Origin of the sequence: Paenibacillus sp. FSL R5-0713 (assembly GCF_037973325.1) — a bacterium.
Lineage (GTDB): Bacteria > Bacillota > Bacilli > Paenibacillales > Paenibacillaceae > Paenibacillus.
Genome location: NZ_CP150229.1, coordinates 6,700,014 through 6,719,039, shown reverse-complemented (window position 1 = coordinate 6,719,039; position 19,026 = coordinate 6,700,014). Strand labels below are relative to the sequence as shown.

Genomic DNA, 19,026 nt, shown 5'->3' with positions numbered 1-19,026 from the left:
TTGTCAGGTCAGTTTGACAGTGGTGACTTTTAGAGAAAAAAATAACCCATATCTGATGGAGGTGACGCTGAAAAAATAAAGAAGCCACTCCATTGATGGAGTGGCTTTGTACGTACCTAGCTATTATACGGTGAACACAGCGGCTATCTTCTACCTAGTGTCTCCCAAATCCCATGGAGCCAGGCGTCGAACTCAGCATCTTTGTCGCCCTCGTAAGTATCATAGAGATCCAGACGTGTCTTTTGCAGTTTTTCCTTAAATTCCTCAAATGTGTGACCTTCAGGAAGGCTTTTTTTGATCCGCAGCAAAATTTTGTTAGTACCTTTAAACAGCTCACCTTTGTTTTTGGCGGGCATTTGTACATCTTCATCCAACTGTTTCAGCTTGGAATATGCGGCTTCACGCACCTGGAACACTTGATCATTTTTCAAAACATGCTGAAGCAACTTAATGGTAGGGGCTGTATCCCAGTTTCCCAATTCGTTCACCGCATTCAGTCTGTCTCTCCAGCTTGAAGTCCGATTAGCCGCTCGTTTGAGCTCTTCAAAGTTCTCCGGTAATTCATTCACTGCTCCAATATCATGGTTGTTCGTCAAAATTCAATCTCCTTAATCATCGCCATCTCGGCAGAATGATGAATGTTATTTATGTGATCACTATTATAGCACGAACCTGACTAAACTACTCCTATGAAGCCGATTGGTTAGTCTTTTCCTTAATGGAGTCTACCATAAACACCCAACCAATTAGTCCACATAAGACAAAACCAAACGCATGCAGAGATCCATAGATAGGAATAAAATCGAGTATGGTTAAGGAGTACATATTTTTCAGTAACGGATAGAAGATGGAAATGACAACAACCGTGTAAAAGGCTAGGCAAGAAAGGCCTAAGAAGAAGGCTGCCTTAATATCCAAAGTATTTTTCCTCAAGTAAGCAAGGAGATAAGCGGTGTAAACTACAATATTGCAGGCGAACAAACCGACACCAATGTATTCAATCGGCTTGGAGAAAATCATACCCATAGCAATCAAGACTGGTCCGATGATATCAATGGCAACGACCCAGGGATACCAGCTTTTCTTCGTCATGATGCGTCCCAGTACACCAATAAAAATGGGAACAATAGCAGATGAAAAATGAAAGTGAACCGAGCTTAACGCGTGCGTTGCCGGATTAGCTTGGAAGAGGTCCAATTGAAATTGATATAAGGTAAACCAAATGCCCCCGATAAAAAAATAAACGAGCCCCGCGCCAATCGCTACTTCCGCCGCTTTTCCTTTAGAGATCACAATCGTGGTCAAGCCATAGATGCCAAGCAACAGGGTGAACAGTAGCCACCCAAGGGACAGAATCCCTGGGATTGTCGTACTTTCTAACCCCCACATCGTACTACTCATTATCGAAGCTAGAGTAAGTAGCGCAGCGGGAAATTGAAGCCATTTCATAGCAGTATAAATCACTCGTTGATATGTATTCTTTGCGTCATTGTTCAAAAGTAAAATCACAAGAGGCACAATGACTAAAGCCGCAAAAAGCAGAAATTTATCAACAAGTTCGAATTGAAAGTGATCCAGAGAAAATATCAGAATGGTTATGATTCCACCGGGAAATGCGGGTGATTTTATGAGTTGCTTCAAGGAACTATTCATGGGATTTCCTTTCTGACTATGTTTATCGTAAGACCTGCCTGCATTCAGTTATGTAGCGTTTCTTTAGTATAAAACGGCAATTCTCCTTCTAGTAGTCTATCACATTTATTTTTCGAAGTATGAACATAAGCTTATCTTATTAAGCCTGATAACACCCGAAGACTTTGGTCACAGGTGTACAACCTTCGTCATGGACATACGAGTATAGCACTGCTATAATGGACATATGAACACATATGACAAAATATTGGCAGCAGCTCTTAAGGTACTCGAGGAGGATGGCGGAGCCCAATTTACGACGCGAGCCGTAACTGCAATCGCTCAGGTTACGGCTCCTACACTCTACCACCATTTCGGCAATGCCGATGGTCTCCTGAGTGCAGCTATAGTGGAAGCGTTCAAACAGTTATTTGATAGCAAGATTGCCGCAGTGGAGTCCCCCATTCCAGAGATGGCTCTTCGTCAAGGATGGGATGACTATGTGCGATTCGCGGCAACCCGTCCTCGGATTTATGCGGCGATGATGGGGAGGTTGCTCGAGGGCGCCCATATTGAGGCGGCAGATCACTCGTACCAAGCACTAGTGCACAATGTTCAGAGAGTCGCCGTTGAAGGCAAATTGGCTGTGTCAGCCCAGGCTGCGGCAGATCTGGTCTGGGCTTCCGCCAATACGGCCTCTTGGCTGTATGTGACGGCCCAGATTCGTAAGGCATCCCCACCCCAACCCGATGTCGTTGATCTCATTCGGGAAAGCGTAATGCAGATCATATTGATCCAAAGGCCGGACGCCGATTCAAAATGAGGGATTCGATGACAGAGCCTGGGGACTTCAGGCAAAGCCCTAATTTAGAAGAAGTAAAAGAAAGATCGCTTATCCAACCTGGACTTCCAGGAGGATGGCGATCTTTTTTATGTTTGGATAATGCGACATTAAACGCACCCCCATTTCCATAAGTTCAACGCAACGATAAATCTCAACCCCTCCCGCCATAGTACTTCGTGAGCTTCGAGTGCATCACGCCAAGCCCGTCAAAACGATGTTCGGGCAGCAGGACAACACTTCAAAAAAATATAGCACTGCTATAGACATTTTTGTATAGCGCCGCTATAATGTTCGTATAGCACCGCTATACCATGATCCATATCTTATCAAACCTAGGAGGGTTATCATGTCATTCAAAACGCAAGAACTGGTCATGGTCACAGGTACGTCCAGCGGCATCGGTAGGGCTACCGCGGAGCAGCTGGCCGCTGAAGGATTTCACGTTTTGGCGGGGGTTCGTCGTCAGGAAGACGCCGACAAAATCAAACGCAAAAATATCGAGCCGGTGATCGTCGATGTTACCAATATCGACTCACTAAAGGCGCTGGCTGAACGGGTGGAGCAAGATCCGCTTGGTCGCCCTTTGCGGGCAGTGGTCAACAATGCCGGCATCGCCGTTAATGCACCTCTTGAAATGGTTCCGCTTGATGAATTTCGTCGCCAGTTTGAAGTCAGTGTGATCGGACAGGTGGCGGTTATTCAGGCACTTACCCCGGCCTTGCTGAACAGCGGCGGTCGCGTGGTCAATATTGGTTCGGTTGGAGGCAAGATCTCCATGCCTGGTTTCGGAATTTATTCGGCTGCAAAGTATGCTATGGAAGCGATCAATGACAGTCTTCGCAGGGAGATGTCCTCTTTTGGTCTCAAGGTGATTATGATCACTCCGGGTGGTGTTAGCACTGGCCTGTCGGAACAAGGGATTACGACAGCGGACCGGCTGGCCAAGTTGATGACACCGGACCAGCACCATCGTCATGATCGTCTCTTTGACGCCGTGAAGGCTCAGGCTGAAACGTGGGCAAAGGACGGTATTCGCCCTGAGAAAGTGGCAGCAGTGATTTCACGCGCAATCCACGAAAGAAAGCCCCGCACCCGCTATACGGTCGGTTCCGATTCGGCACTGCTGACTCGACTGGTCCGTATTCTCCCAGACAAACTTCTCGACCGGATGCTCCGCAGCCAGATGAAACTGCAGTAATGGGCATTTTCACATACCCTCTTGGACAAAAAGCTATACGAAGTGTTTATACATTAGGAGGAATTAGCATGAACGATACAAAGAACCGTTACGTTACTGTACTCTGGGAGGCGAGAGCCAAGGCAGGGAGAGAAGCCGAGATGAAGGCATTCATGGCTGCTGCTGTCACTCCGTCACGCAACGACCTGGGCAACATTGACTATGAGGCTCACGAGGTAGAAGGTCAGCCGGGCACATTCATCATCTACGAGCGCTGGGTAAACCGGGATGCCCTCGATCGGCACCTAAGCGCCCCCCGGATGCAGGAACTGGTGCCTCAGCTCTTAGAGCTGATGGAGGGATCCATTGAGCAAGGAATTCGACTCCTGCAACCGTTCCGCCCAGCGCAGTAAAATGCAACACCGCACGGAACTTATTAAGTTCTGTCTGGAAAGCGTGACAGATATTTTCGTGAGCGGTTAAAGACTTTAGTGGAGGAGGCAACAATACCTAATGGTACTCCTATTGCGTAAAAATAAGACTCTAAGCGCCTCATCCTTATAATCAGTGTTTGACGAATAGAGCACCAGGAGGTGTTGACTGCATTCCAGAAGAATGCAGTCTTTGTAGCGGTTAAGATTCCGTGTAGCAGTGGAAGCTTCTTTCCTCCCAGACACTGCGAAGTAACGGGGAGAAGGTTAGTAGCATCGGCCGCTACCTCACTTGAACCGATCCATTAATTAAAGGATGTACTTTGATTTCGTAGTCAACATTAATTTTCATATTTTCCCAATACTTCAACCATTGCTCTTCCGTTATTTCTTTAGAAAATGGCTTAAGCGAATGGGTTCCGACTTCTAAGGGATCCACTTTCCACCGTTGCATTCTTTTTATTAAATCTGACGTTTGTTCCTCAAGGTAGACCTTAACTTCATGAATTAACTGTTCCAATTGTTTCTCACTTTGAATATCCAATTCTCCCTGATATTCCTCCATTCTTCCTTGCAATCCCACATGCAAGGACAAGGTTGAATAGTCCTCTGATAATTTCATGCGAACATTGGATCGAACACGTCCTAAACTGATAGATAACTTTGGAATGGCCAAGACTTTTAGGAAATGATCATTATCCAGAAGTTGAAAAATGTTGTCGTCCAAGTCTTGAATGACCATGACTTCTTTATCGTTTTGGAATAAGGCTGTTCCTAGGTAATCGAAATTGTTCTTATCGGAATGAAAAACGGGCAGGATCGGATCCTTAAGAGGGGAGTATAACATCTTCATAAATTGATGAATATCGACGATGCTCATTTCACCTTGGTTATGTTTCTCGTAATGTTTTAACATCCGATAAAGAAAATAATCTTGGTTTTCTTGCTTCGTCAATTGATTTTTTATGTATTCATCAAAATCGCCTCTGACAATCAACAAGTAGACACGCGTTGAAATATCGGGATCAACCAATATCGTATTGATCATCTTTTCAATGCCTCCCTTTTTTGCCAGCTCCTCATTGATTAATAACATTCGTAGCTGCCCCTGCTTCAATTCCTGATAATAAATTAAATTAAATTCCCTGCCTCCCTGCTTTAACAGATCAACTTCCTTGGAGAGAAGACGCTTTTTTTCTTGAATGAGTGGTGGAACTAAAGTGCTGATTTTCAACTTTCCTTCTGTTCCCTCGCCAATCGACCAGAACACCACCGGAGCGATCTCCTCTATTAAGTTGTTCTCGACATAAGGAGAAGAACAGCCCGCCATCCACATAAGACATACACTCGCTAATAAACCATAGTGCTTGTACGGTAGCATAGCTACATACTCTCCTTTCGTTTAACTGCAGTGAAAAGGATCGCAGGAACAAGTAAATAAATGAATGCGCCGAGCCAGATTTGAATGTTCAGTAACATCTTTTGACCCGGAATCGTTTCCCATAACCATTGATCCATTAAGATGATGCTTATCAAAATGATGAACCAACTCGACAAAAATCCGATCCGAGTCGCGCCTTTGTTCATTTTTCTCATAAAGACTCTTCCGGCTCCATATAAACACAACAGAAGAATTGAAATGTCAAACACATAATTAAACATATGGAAGGAGATAAGGATGTGATCGATTCGTTCTAAACCGCTCGTTTGAATGTAACTTCCCATATATCCTATTGGAAAATTGATCTTGCTTAAGAAGTTGGAACCGTAAAACAATACCGAAGCAATGAACAATAATGAAAATTCTATGATCGTCAGCATGTTTCCAATCACCAGATATTTCGATATTTTTTTATTGGAGCTTAACCATGGAACCATAAAGACCAGATATACTGGACCGGAAAAGGCCGACCAAATAAACAGCAAACCCTGCCATGATTGTCCCGACCATTCAGTGGGGATAAGAGGATACAAATCGCGGTAATTTGCAATCGGCGGAAAGAAAAAAGGAATAAACATGATTACGATCCAAGCCCCGCAAAGAAAGGCGATGATGACAAAACGCAATGTTTTTTCCATTCCATGTGAAGCCACAAATAAACTGATCAAAAGAATCATTAGGATCAACCATTTTTTATTCATTGATGGATATATAAAACTATGGAGCATTTCAACGTATCCCAGTGTGATGATTGAAATTTTGAACAATATGATCAAAAAACCAAGTATCGCGAAAACCTGAACTGCCCGTTTGCCAAAAAGCTGCAAAAATCCTTGATAGCCCTTCGCTGCATAACTGGAATTAAACCATTTGGACATCATCATCAAGTTAAGTTGGGACAGCAGTCCCATCACGACAATTCCCCAAACCATATACGAATGGACCAAATAAACGGGCATGATTAAAATAAAATAATGCATTTGCATGCGATTGACCAAAAAAAGAAAATAAATTCCACCAATAGGGGAAGTTCGATTGTATAAGAATAAACTTCTCACTTCTTCATCTCCTTCCGCGATTTCCGCAGTGGTTTTAGATATTTCGGACGTGTTTTCATCCAAATTAAAGGGCCGCGGATAAAGAGATCGATCCAATCCTTCCCATGAAAAGGAGAAATCGGGGCTAAATAAGGTTGACCTAATGACGTTAATCCATGGAGATGTGCAAGAATCCCAATCAGCCCGATTACGATTCCCGGCAACCCAAGAAACGAAGCAAGGATAAGAAGAACAACTTGCAACAGCACCATGGATTTTGTCATTTGATAATTGGGAACTAAAAAGAAAGCAATAGCCGATATACCCATCAATACAATTAACACCTTACTTGCAAAGCCTGCTTCGACAGCCGCTTGTCCAATGACGATACCACCGATAACCCCTAGCGTTTGACTGGTTTTGGTCGGCATTCGCAAGCTCGCTTCTTTGATGATTTCCAGCGTTACGATCATGAATAATCCTTCCACAAACGGAGTAAAGGGCAATTTGCTTCTCGATTCCAATAATACGAAAAGAATCGGAAGTGGAACCATTTGGTAATGAAATGTCGTTAACGCAACATAAAAAGGAATCATCGTCAAAGAAACAATAAAACTCCCATACCGGATTAAACGTAAAAAACTGGCTATCGGCCAACGAAGAAAGTAGTCTTCTGGTGATTGGAATAGATGAAATAAAGTAATAGGACACACTAGGGCAAACGGTGAATTGGAGACTAATATTGTCAACTTTCCCTCACCTAATGCGTAGGCGCATGCATCCGGCCGATCCGTTTGTAGAAACTGTGGAAAGACCGTATGATTATGATCTTCAATAAAAGCTGCAAGCTGAGAGGAGTCTAAAAATTGATCAAAATCCACACTATTAATTTTATCTCTTGCGAGGGAAACAAATTCTGGATTAGTTAATCCGTCTATGTACATTAACACGACCTTCGTTTTACTTAATGAACCGATAGTGAAGCTTTCCGTTTTTAATGTCGTTATAGGTAAACGCCTGCGCAACATGGTAATGTTTTTATCGATTTGTTCACTGAAGCTGTCTTTCGCTCCATATATAACCGTTTCCGTTTCGGAAGGTTCTACTGCACGACCAAGAGGGTTTTCCAGTTGCACACTTAACCATTGATTGTTGACTGAATCATATAGAAGAATGAATCCTTGCATTATTTTTTGCTCTGCATCTTCGATCGATATAACTTCTGAAAGTTTGGAGTTGGTTAAGCAGGAAGAAAGCGAATTGCCGTCAGATCGATGAAGTGGCTGAATAATCACCTCGTTTAAACGTTCTTGATTGATTAACGTATTTATGTACAAAAGATGGACTGAAGCACTGGGACCCATGCTGTGCTCAACAACTTCGGCATCATCCATATGGTTTAATTTCTCTTTTAATTCATCAAGCCATGTGGACATGTAATGATTTTTCATTTGAGGATCATATTCTTCCGCCATAGTCTGTTTCTCCTTCCTTAAAGTAATCAAAATCATGTCGTGTTATCTTGCTCTGTAATCGGAAAAATTATACAACCGTTAATTTGCATTTCAAACCGCATTACGTTTCAGGTTTGATGGCGTATAAAGCAGTTTACGATCTTCTTAAATTAAAAAAAACGAACATGCTATTGTTGTTGTCCAGCGATATCTAGAGACAGAAAAAAAGAACGGTCTCCAAAGAGCCGTTCTTGGCAAGCAATAAAGAAAGGTACATACCCGTTATGAGTACAAGTTAACATGGAGAGCTGTCCATCAGGGTACAATGCCCCGTGGAACAGCCCCTCTTTTCATGCCATCATCTAAGGCTTCAGGATGAATTTAATGCACTCATCCGCATGGTTATAGAAAGTGTTATACGCATTATGCGCCTGATCGAGCGGCACTTTATGCGTGATGATCTCCGTGGGATCGAACTCGCCTGCCACAATTTTTTGATACAGCATCGGCATGTAATGAATCACGGGCGCCTGTCCCATGGTCAACTTTACGTTTCGTTCCCAAATGTTTCCGAACATAAACTGGTTGTATTTAGAACCGTATACCCCCGTAATCTGAATCGTGCCGAATTTCCGTACCGCATTCATCGCGATGTTGATCGGGCTGAGCGTTCCGCCAACCAGCTTGGCCTTCTGCTCTTCCTCCTCCAAGGGGGTCTTCTTGCCGTCCATTCCAACGCAATCGATGACGACATCCGCACCCCCGCTCGTTATTTCTTTTATATGTAGCCCCATGTCTTCGAAATCTTCAAAGTTGAAGATTTCGACATTATTCATTTTTTTGGCATGGTTCAGTCGGTACGGAAGATTGTCGACCGCAATGACCCGTTTAGCCCCTTTCATCCAGGCGAATTTTTGTGCCATCAAGCCCACAGGGCCGCAGCCGAGTACCACCACCGTATCTCCCTTCTTCACGCCGCCATTGTCCACGCTCCAATAGGCTGTCGGCAGTACGTCGGATAGGAAGAGGAGATTCTCATCCTCCAATTCGCATGACTCCGGAATAACGAAGGGCATGAAGTTGCCGTACGGCACGTATAGCAATTCGGCTTGTCCGCCCGAATAATTCCCGTAACGTTCGGTAAACCCAAAGTAAGCTCCCGTATCCACTTGGGGATTGGGGTTGGAGTTGTCGCATTGGCTCTCCATTTCATGCTGGCAGTAATGACAGCTCCCACACGAGATATTGAACGGCAGCACAACCCGGTCCCCTTTTTTGACTTTTGTCACCTCGGGGCCCACTTCTTCGACAATGCCCATCGGTTCATGTCCAACCACGTATCCGGGTTGCGCTTGAATCGCCCCCTGGTATATATGAAGATCGGAACCGCATATGGCGGTCGAGGTGACCCTGACGATAATTCCGTCGTTTTTCTGAATCGTTGGATCCGGGACCTGCTTCACTTGCATGTTCTTCATTCCACCGAATGTTACAGCCTTCATAATCGCCCTCCTGTAATAACATGCTTTGAATTCTGCACGAATGGATCTATTATGGAATTGGAGAGTGAGGATTATGCATTCGATGTTTTTTCTGATATTGCTACTCCATTATTTGATGAAATCCCTATTTCGTGGGGTTCTGTCCGGAGATCAATATTTATTAATTAAGGCAAGCCAGACGCTTCGGGTACGTTACTTTAGCAAAAACCAGAAAAGAAAGGGCCATCCCACAAAGGGATGGCCTTTATATTTATCTCTAATTGCAATTATCGAATCACAGATTTATTGAGAAACCTCATTTTTTTAATACTTTCTTCAAACAGGTTTTCAAATAAAACCTTCTAATACAATTTTACCGATCGTCCTATTGCTCTCCAAAAATTTGTGGGCTTGACGGAGATTCTCTGCTGAGATGGGTCCAAGAACCTCGGTCAGTGTAGTCTTTAATTTTTGATGGTCCACAGCATCAGCAATACGATTAAGCAATAGATGCTGCTCAATCATGTCATCTGTTTCGTAAATAGCGCGAGTAAACATAAACTCCCATACGAAGGTGACGCTTTTTTGCTTAATCAATTTGAGGTCCAGCGGAGAGGTTGGATCATCAATTGCGCATACAACGCCTTGCGGAGAGATAACTTCGCTAATACCGGCCCAGTGTTTTTCCAGAGCATTCAGGCAAAAAATGTACGGAACGTTTGTAAATCCAATTGCTTGAAGTTGTGGAAGGAGCGGTTCATGGTGATTAATGGTATAGTCCGCGCCCATCGATTTAACCCAGCTAACCGTTTCCGATCGGGAAGCAGTTCCGACTACAGTAAGCCCCGCTTGTTTTGCAAGCTGAATGGCAATGGAACCTACGCCCCCGGCTGCACCAATGATCAGCAGAGCCTTTCCTTTGTTGAGGCCCGGATCTTGGGAAATAGACATTCGGGTGAATAACGCTTCCCAAGCTGTAATGGAGGTTAGGGGAAGAGCTGCGGCTTCCACAAAACTTAAGGAAACAGGTTTGCGCCCAACGATTCGTTCATCGACCAGATGGTATTCACTGTTTCCGCCTTGTCGTGCAATACTGCCAGCATAAAAAACTTCATCTCCCGGACGAAACAATGAACAGTCTGGTCCTGTCTCTTCAACGACTCCTGCTACATCCCAACCTAGAATTTTAGGGTTTTCCTCTATTCTTTCCTTAGGAGCTCGTACTTTTGTATCAACAGGATTGACCGATACGGCGGCAACTTTGACCAAAATGTCACGACCCGTTGCTTTTGGTTTTTCTACAACTACGTCCACCAGGCTTTGGGGATCGTCAATTGGAAGGTAACGAGTTAATCCTACCGCCTTCATTGTAGTCATGATGAACCACATCCTTTCCTTATTAGTATGCCCTTTATTAGTACTATATTGAAATGATCACTATTAGTCTTAAGGTCTTAAGCATAAATGAATTTTAGTTGAATACAGAGGTGAAGGCCAATTAAACGAATTGATTTGAAAAGTAACGCAAGGGAGATCATATAAAGGAAGGAACGATGAGTGGAGGCTTAATTGTTTGATTCCGGAATATCTATTTCTTTTATGATTTCTGCTATCCGATTTTTTCCCCATTCATACATCATTTCAACGATAGGAAGTAGAGTCATTCCCAATTCAGTCATGGAATATTCCACTTTGGGTGGAACTTCTGGATAAACCTCGCGATGAACTATTCCATCTTCCATCAGTTCTCTTAATTGATTCGTTAAAATTTTATGAGATATTTTTGGGAAAAGCCTTTGCAGATCACTAAAACGATAGGGTCCTTCCACACCTAAATGCCATAAAATAACAATTTTCCATTTACCACTTAGAATGGATAAGGTAAGTTCTTTTTCACAATTATAATCACCATTTATGATCTTTTCTTTAACTTCATCTCTAAAAGTATCTGGCATAAGCTCGTACCCCCTTATTCCTATCAATTGTAACCTGTAGGTAACCTTCTTACACAAAAGTGCATTCTTCACAGTGAAGAAAACAAGCAGTAGAATGAAATAGTCGTCTTACCGGCAAATCTTTTTCACTACCTAGGAGGAACTACAAATGAGTAAAAAAGCACTCTTAATTATACCACCAGAACGTTTCAATGAGGACGAATTATTTCAACCAAAAGCCGAATTGGAAAGCAACGGAATTGATGTGACCATTGCAAGTACAAAAACAGGTGAAATCATAGGGGATTATGAAGGTAAAGCAACTGCTGAGGTCATTTTCTCAGACGTTATTGCTTCTGATTATGATGTTGTATCCGTTATTGGTGGATCTGGCACGAACGATCATCTATGGGGGAATCAAGAATTACAAGATTACTTGAAACAAGCGTACACGGATAAAGTTCTTGTAACAGGAATCTGTGCAGGTGCGGTTACTGTAGCTAAAACCGGTTTACTTACCGGAAGAGAGGCTACTTGTTATCCAGTAGATGTACAAAAAGATCAATTAAAAGCCAATAAAGTAACATATGTTGAAAAACATGTTGTTGCTCATGATGATATTATCACTGGTGATGGTCCAGATGGCGCTAAAGAATTTGGAGAAGCTTTGGTAAAAGCATTAAGCTAATTCTACATTTCCTCCTTGAAATTTTATATAATTGCGGGGCTGTCTCAAAAGCCCTTAAAAATATACATCGGTGAAAAGAATGAACACCGATACGTTCAAACGGGACAAAGCAGAGATTCATCCTGCTTTGTCCCGTTTGCGTTTTCGTCATGTTGTACAATTTTAAATTTTAAGAAAGCAGAGCTATGGCGTTTTATATTTTCAATTCACTAATTAATTCCTCTTCATGCTATGTAAGAATAAATTCTCGCAATCATACATCCTCTATTCTTCCAATTCTACTATTACCACTTCAATTTTTGTAATTCCATCACGTAAAAACAACTGTCATCACGTTCTTGTTCAGTTTTTGTTTAGAGTAAATGATTATACTAAAAATCGCAATAAATCTGGAGACGGGAAGAAGGTAATAAACGTTGCAATAGATCGTTTTTGAACAGTGTGGGTTGTAGACGAAGAAGCACAAGGACTTTGCTGTATTAGGATGCAGTATATTTTACATTTCATTTTTGTACGGAGGAAATAAGGATGAACAACGGTATTAAAAAATGTATTTCAATTCTGCTTACGGTGTGTCTAATGTTTGGGGTTAGTGGTTTGGCCCCTTTGGACGGCTCAGTGGCCAATGCGGCAATCGCGCCAACTATGGCGGAGACGAATTACGGTCAATACCAGGTCAAGTTAACTGCTGACCCGGTGACGGATACGCCGCCTAGCGGTTTTGGTTCAGCTGCATCAGACGGGCGTATCTGGACGGACAAGAGCGTCACAGCAGAGGGTGATGGCAGTTTCAATGTGAAATTGTCAGCGCTAGCACAAGAATATATGACGGCAAATTCGACCAATCCAGGTGTCGGAGGGAGCGGCAGTGCTGACGGTCCTGCGGCAGATGTAACCTTCATATTGGACATGAGTTCGTCTATGGGCAATATGAATGGCAGAGAAATAGCGGAAACAGCAGGTGGACCCGGTGTATACTATCGTGTCGAGGCGATGGCCAAGGCTGCCAATGATGCAATCCGCACAGTCATGGATGCCAATCCCAATAACCGCGTTGCCGTTTATTGGTTTGGAGGATCGGCTAACGCCAACCACCTCGGCACGTTTATGGAACTAGGACATTACAATTTTAGTTCAGGACATGGAGCGGAAGATTATTTGAAATATGCAACGAACCAAACCATCACGGTGAACAGTAATCTGACCAAGGATGGCGGTGCTGTTGGAACACAATCGGCAGTTTCGTTGGGGGCAGGAACACCAACACAGGATGGCATCATGTATGGCGTTTCGAAGACGATGAGAAATGTGGGAACCAAGGGTGCAGGACCTAAGCGCCAGCCGTATTTGTTCCTTCTATCGGACGGGGCGGCGATTCATGCCAAGAAGGCATGGTATTCTTCGCCAAAAGGCAAATCATTTGAAACGGATTATAACAATGCATTAACCGAAGCTACAACGATCACAAACTATAATCAGAGTGGCACTGATGGTACAAAATATGTGCCAGCTGCTGCAGGTACCAGTCTGGCCAATACAGGCGATCCGGAGATCGCAGCGCTGACTATACTCACCGGCGCTTATATGAAGGGTCTCCTGGATAGTCAGTACACTGCCTATAATGGAGGAGAATCCACTCAGGCCAAAGTGTATACGGTTGGACTGGGTTCCACTACGGCAATTAATGGACCATATAGTGGTAGCCAGCCAGTCTACGCATGGGCGGGTCTTGACCCGAAAAGAGTTAACGATCATAAAGAAGATAGTGATTATAACTATGGTACGGCAAAGAACACGTATGAAAGGTTGAAAACGTATGCGGCCCAAGGGCCAAATGGTTTTAACTACGCAGACTCCTTTGTCTACAGCAATTATTATACATTTGCTCCGACCTATGACATCGTCAGCTCAGCTTTTGCTGGATTGGCCAATGATGTAGAAGCTACTACAACCATACTTCCACTTCTGAATATACCGGAGACTACCGATCTTGGCTCAGAGACGGCTGATATAGCCAGTGCCATCGTGGTCACAGACGAAATCAGCGAGGACTTTAGCGTGGATCTGTCCACCTTGAGAATCGGGGATGCTGTTGCAGCGGTGGATACAACTACGACCATAACCGGAGGAACAGCCTACCAGTTTGCTGGCTACGGGAGCAGAGCTGTCATCAAGACGGTAGCAGGCATGAGCAGTCTGACCTGGTATATTGACGCTGAAGATATGCAGAAGCATATTTACCGGTTCAAAAACCGGACCAACCCACAGTCTGGGGAGTATAGTCCACCAACAGAAGGTTCTTTTAAGCTCAGCTATAAAGTAAAACCGACTTTTCAGGTATCACCAAATCAAGTCGGGGAAATATCCCGCTATCTCAACTCGGGTAATGCTATCGATGGGGCCAAGACAGCAGCTTATTTCTTCCCGCCTACGGACAGCCCTTATTATCTTGCTTTAACGAATAAGCAGACGATCTCCAAAACAGATGGAATCGGTGCATCGTACGTAACCGAGGAGTCTCTGAACCAGGGCAAGGCGACGATGAAACTTGGAAACAATGGTAGACTTGATCTGATGATAGGAATCGACAAGAAAGGTCCAGCTACAGTTCAAACGAACGGTTCTATGGACTATACAGTCACCATTTATAACTATACCAATACGGCAAAAACAGGACTCAGCGTCACCAGTGACGGTCAAACTCAAACGGGAATTGATGTTCCCGCGAACGGAAGCAAAGTGCTCACGTTTACTATAACGGCACCAAGCACGCAGCAGACATTAGTCAGCGATAATGCTGTAATAACGGGATTGAACCTGGGTTCCAATACAGTAACTACCAATGTAACGGATGTAACAACAGCAGTAATCACTACACATGTCATCGGAACTGTTGGTGGGACGACTGCAGGGGATAACACCTATAATATCGGTGATTCAGCGACACTTACAGCTAGCCCGGATCAAGGCTATATATTCGTGGGATGGTATGACAACACAGCAGGCACAGGTACTCCAGTAAGTATGGATTCAGCCTATACGTTTACCGTTCAGACGGATGAAGACTATTATGCTAAATTTGATACACTGCCTTTCGCTGAAAATGACACTTATAGTGTCTTGCGGGGAGATACGCTCACCGTTCCGGTGGCAGAGGGTATCTTACTGAACGATACAGATGCGGGTAATCGTCCACTTACGGCGGTGAATATCGGCTCAATCAGTGATCCGAGCAAAGGCGATCTTAATGTGAATTCAGATGGCTCATTTACGTTCGTGGCGGATAGCGAAGCGTCTGGTACTGTGACGTTCACCTACCAAGCTGATAATGGAATTGCCCTTTCGAATGAAGCTACGGTGACAATCACGATTACGCTACCCGTTTCTACACATGAGCCTGTGGCAGAAAATGATAATTATCGCATAAAGAGTGGGGATACACTCACCGTTCCAGTCGAGACAGGTTTGCTCTCGAATGATAAGGATGATGAGGATCATCCGCTCACCGTAATGAATATCAGCTCCATCAGCGATCCAAGTATGGGCACGCTGAATGTGGACCCAGACGGATCGTTCACGTTCAGTGCGGAGGAGAACACATTCGGTAAGGTGACGTTTACGTACCAAGCATTTGACGGAACTGTTCATTCGAGTGTAGCGACGGTGACGATCACAATTACGATGCCAATCACTACGCATGTCATTGGGAATGATGGCGGCACGACTTCGGGTGATGATACTTATGGATTAGGCGAAACAGCTATAATTACGGCTAATCCGGCTGTAGGCTATTCATTCACAGGTTGGTATGACAATGAAGAAGGTACAGGCAGTCCAGTAAGTACAGCTGCGGCGTATACCTTTACTGTTCATGCAGCTGGAGACTATTATGCAAAATTCAGAGCGGTACCTGTTGCCAAGAATGACAGCTATCAGGTTGTCAGAGGAAATACGTTGACTGTCCCGGTAGAAAACGGAATCTTATCCAACGATACTAGCGCAGGGAATGATACCCTCATTGCAGTGAATATCAGTTCAATTAGCGACGCAAGCAAAGGTACGCTGACTGCCAGTTCCGACGGCTCCTTCACGTTCGAGGCAAAAGAAGAAGCTTCCGGCAGTGTAACGTTCACCTATCAAGCCTCTGACGGAACAGGTCAGTCCAATATAGCCACGGTGACAATCACAATGACCAACCCGAGCATTGCCGGAACGGTCATGGATAAAGAAACCGGGAATCCGATCTTAGGCGCAACAGTAATTCTACGTGACCTTGCAGGTAAAGAGAAGGGACGGGTCACATCGGATTCAGATGGCAAGTACACCTTTGAAGATGTTGTGATCAATAAATATATGTTAGAAGTGATTAGCGACAAGTATAGCCACGCTCATAGAGAAGTTTCCGTATCTACGGTCAACGGCAATGGGAACGGGGTTGTTATTCAGGACTTCGAGCTTGTGGAGTTCGAAATAACGTTGACAGCCAACCCATCGTCGATACTTGGTAACGGCACATCTACATCCATCTTTAAGTCGGTAGTGACTGATAAAGAAGGTCGTCCTCAGGCAGGGATTGAAGTCGTATTTGATGTGCCAGATACAACTTATGGTCATTTTGTTGGAAACTCCAACACAGTAAGTGTCTTAACGGATACCGATGGCATCGCAACTACAACCTTCACCGCGGCAGTTCTTGGTGGTACGGGGTCTGCGTCCATACCGCTGACAGCAACGGTTGACGATAAACCTAGAGGTCTCCATGTGAGTGACACCATCTATATTACCATTACCCCTGGTGTTATTACGGGCGTCGTCACAGACCAGGTAGGTCACCCTGTAAAAGGGGCTTTAATCAAAGTAAGCAAAGATTTTGACGGTGACGGCATTGCTGATTTTCATGCTGTTGCAGTTACAGCGGATGATGGAGTATACACCCTGGCTGTACCGCAGGGTAATGTGACGTACGATGTATCCATTACGAAGCAAGTAGATATTGGCGGACAGAAAAAATCCGTCACGTTTAATCAGAGTGTTCCAGTAAACGCTAGTGTGGATGGCCGATCCTTTGAGGGGAATAAAACAGTCTCTGGTGTTGTCTTGGTGGAAACATCGCAGGGTGGATCCCTGGCACTCAACGGAACAGTGGGCGGCGGTTACACGGTTATAATCAATGACGGCAATGGGGCTCATTCAGGCCAAGTTGACTCTGATGGAATATTCAATATCGACAGTGTGCTTAAGGGCAGCTACATTGCTAATGTCATCTATAACATTCCGCTTCCGGGCGGTGGAACACAACCTGTTGTTGTCGGCCATGCTGATATTGAAATCAGTTCAGACGGACAAATCAGTATTAGTGAGGTACTCATTGACCCATACGGTACAATTACCGATTCCGTAACCGGTCGTCCAATATCCGGTGCAATCGTTACGCTTCATTACAGTAACGGAACGGTGGTCAACTTGCCACCTGTGGTCAATTTCCCACCAGCGGATAACGCGAACCCACAGACGAGCGATGCGACTGGGCAGTATGCGTTCATGGTGTTTCCGCATACAGATTACTACTTAACCGCGACCAAAGCAGGTTATAAGGACTTTGATAGCAGAGTTGTCGATACGAACCAGCCGCTAATTCATGTAGGTACGGAAATTGTGCTGTACGACTTTAGCATGACGCCACTGCCGACATCCAACGGAGGGGGCTCTCCGGTGGTAACGCCTGATCCCGTCAAGCCGCCAGTCACAACGACGGAGCCTCCGACAACCATAACGACCAAGCCAATCGACTTTGCCACAGCCATTCTTGCGGACAAAATGAAGGGCAGAGAAGGCGATATTCTAACCTTTACGGTGATTTACGGCAATAAATCGTTAACTGAGGCTGATGGATTGTATGTTAAATCTACGATTCCGGCGGGAATGAGTTTAGTTGATGCAAACGGTGGCATCGTTACAGGCCAAGAAATAAAATGGAATGTTGGTAAGCTGGCGGGAGACACGCGTGGCCAACTGACGTTTAAATTAAAGGTTAACGAAATGACAGAAGGCGAGATCTATGCTTCTGTTACGGCAGAGGTCGGCTCAGATCATAAGCTTACGCTGATAAATACACAAGACGATACATCCTTGATTAAAGTGATGTTGTACTCTAATCGTTATGAGCACAAACATGACCGATATATTATGGGGTACCCAGACGGTAAGGTGAAACCGGAAAAGCTCATCACTCGTGCAGAGATTGCAGCTATTTTTGCCCGGACGCTTCATTTGCAAGATGAGGTTCGACACATCGAGCTGTACAGCGATGTTGCTACAGATTACTGGGGTGCCGATTATATCGAAGCTGTTGCGAATAAGGGAATATTTAAAGGGTATGCGGATCATACATTCAGACCGGATCAGCCCATTACAAGAGCAGAGCTGGCAACAGCCATTGCGCGTTATCTTGGTGTTGCCAAAGAGCTGAAGATGGACCATATCTTGAGAATCAGTTCGTTTACAGATATTGAGGGGAACTGGGCGGAACAGTCCATTGATGAAGTTTTCCGTTTCGGTATCGTATCAGGCTATAACGATGCTTCCTTCCAACCTGGAAGTCAGATTACCCGAGAGGAAGCCGTTAAGATGATTAACGGAATGCTGTATAGAGGCCCTCTGACTGGAGCGGAACCTTCATATCCGGACAACCGTTTGGACAAATGGTCATTTGGACATGTTGAGGAAGCAACGAGAACCCATACGTTTAAGATCAATGAAGATGGCACCGAAACGATGCTGAAGTATATCCCGGAAGATCTGTGGTAATCTTGCATCGTGAACATACTTGAACTTAATAGAATGTGCACGCTATCTTGAGCTAATCTGAGGAATCGAATAGATTCCTCAGATTTTTTTTACTATCCGG

13 protein-coding genes are annotated in these 19,026 nt (G+C 44.4%); 5 read left to right on the top strand and 8 right to left on the bottom strand.

Features of this window, described 5'->3' with window-relative positions:
* Positions 1 to 143: 143 nt before the first annotated feature.
* Positions 144 to 596, bottom strand: coding sequence for a HEAT repeat domain-containing protein (locus MKZ12_RS29765; RefSeq protein WP_339258096.1), 453 nt, complete (start codon positions 594 to 596; stop codon positions 144 to 146).
* Positions 597 to 687: 91 nt separating this feature from the next.
* The gene (locus MKZ12_RS29760; RefSeq protein WP_339258094.1) at positions 688 to 1,653 is read right to left on the bottom strand and encodes a YndJ family transporter; all 966 of its coding nucleotides are present in this window, start codon (positions 1,651 to 1,653) and stop codon (positions 688 to 690) included.
* 226 nt (positions 1,654 to 1,879) lie between these two features.
* Here MKZ12_RS29760 and MKZ12_RS29755 point away from each other — a divergent pair, with 226 nt between their 5' ends.
* The 3 genes from MKZ12_RS29755 to MKZ12_RS29745 all read left to right on the top strand — a co-directional run bounded on the left by MKZ12_RS29755 (position 1,880) and on the right by MKZ12_RS29745 (position 4,066).
* Positions 1,880 to 2,455, top strand: coding sequence for a TetR/AcrR family transcriptional regulator (locus tag MKZ12_RS29755; protein ID WP_339258092.1), 576 nt, complete (start codon positions 1,880 to 1,882; stop codon positions 2,453 to 2,455).
* 367 nt (positions 2,456 to 2,822) lie between these two features.
* Positions 2,823 to 3,674: an SDR family oxidoreductase gene (locus MKZ12_RS29750; RefSeq protein WP_253442214.1), complete on the top strand. Its 852-nt coding sequence runs from the start codon at positions 2,823 to 2,825 to the stop codon at positions 3,672 to 3,674.
* On the top strand, positions 3,674 to 4,066 hold the full coding sequence (locus tag MKZ12_RS29745; protein WP_339258088.1) for a putative quinol monooxygenase: 393 nt from the start codon (positions 3,674 to 3,676) through the stop codon (positions 4,064 to 4,066). Before MKZ12_RS29750 ends, MKZ12_RS29745 begins: the two co-directional genes overlap by 1 nt.
* Positions 4,067 to 4,367: 301 nt before the next feature.
* Here the strand turns inward: MKZ12_RS29745 and MKZ12_RS29740 are convergent, their stop codons facing one another.
* From MKZ12_RS29740 to MKZ12_RS29715, 6 genes are all read right to left on the bottom strand, one after another.
* Positions 4,368 to 5,465, bottom strand: coding sequence for a Ger(x)C family spore germination C-terminal domain-containing protein (locus MKZ12_RS29740; RefSeq protein ID WP_339238848.1), 1,098 nt, complete (start codon positions 5,463 to 5,465; stop codon positions 4,368 to 4,370).
* Between the two features lie 2 nt (positions 5,466 to 5,467).
* Positions 5,468 to 6,583: a GerAB/ArcD/ProY family transporter gene (locus MKZ12_RS29735; protein ID WP_339238846.1), complete on the bottom strand. Its 1,116-nt coding sequence runs from the start codon at positions 6,581 to 6,583 to the stop codon at positions 5,468 to 5,470.
* Complete coding sequence (locus tag MKZ12_RS29730) at positions 6,580 to 8,037, bottom strand: spore germination protein (protein WP_339238845.1); 1,458 nt, start codon at positions 8,035 to 8,037, stop codon at positions 6,580 to 6,582. Before MKZ12_RS29730 ends, MKZ12_RS29735 begins: the two co-directional genes overlap by 4 nt.
* 341 nt (positions 8,038 to 8,378) lie before the next feature.
* Entirely contained in the window at positions 8,379 to 9,518 is a 1,140-nt protein-coding gene (locus MKZ12_RS29725) for a zinc-dependent alcohol dehydrogenase (RefSeq protein WP_253442204.1), read from the bottom strand.
* Between the two features lie 327 nt (positions 9,519 to 9,845).
* Entirely contained in the window at positions 9,846 to 10,874 is a 1,029-nt protein-coding gene (locus MKZ12_RS29720) for a zinc-binding alcohol dehydrogenase family protein (RefSeq protein ID WP_339258085.1), read from the bottom strand.
* A 188-nt stretch (positions 10,875 to 11,062) separates the two neighbouring features.
* A complete protein-coding gene (locus MKZ12_RS29715; RefSeq protein WP_253442200.1) occupies positions 11,063 to 11,452 on the bottom strand; it encodes a helix-turn-helix domain-containing protein in 390 nt (129 codons plus the stop codon).
* 148 nt (positions 11,453 to 11,600) lie between these two features.
* Between MKZ12_RS29715 and MKZ12_RS29710 the strand changes: the two genes are divergently transcribed.
* Together MKZ12_RS29710 and MKZ12_RS29705 are read left to right on the top strand one after the other, a co-directional pair.
* Positions 11,601 to 12,119, top strand: a complete 519-nt coding sequence (locus MKZ12_RS29710; protein WP_339258083.1) for a DJ-1/PfpI family protein — start codon at positions 11,601 to 11,603, stop codon at positions 12,117 to 12,119.
* A 528-nt stretch (positions 12,120 to 12,647) separates the two neighbouring features.
* Positions 12,648 to 18,926, top strand: coding sequence for an Ig-like domain-containing protein (locus MKZ12_RS29705; RefSeq protein WP_339258081.1), 6,279 nt, complete (start codon positions 12,648 to 12,650; stop codon positions 18,924 to 18,926).
* Positions 18,927 to 19,026 lie beyond the last annotated feature (100 nt).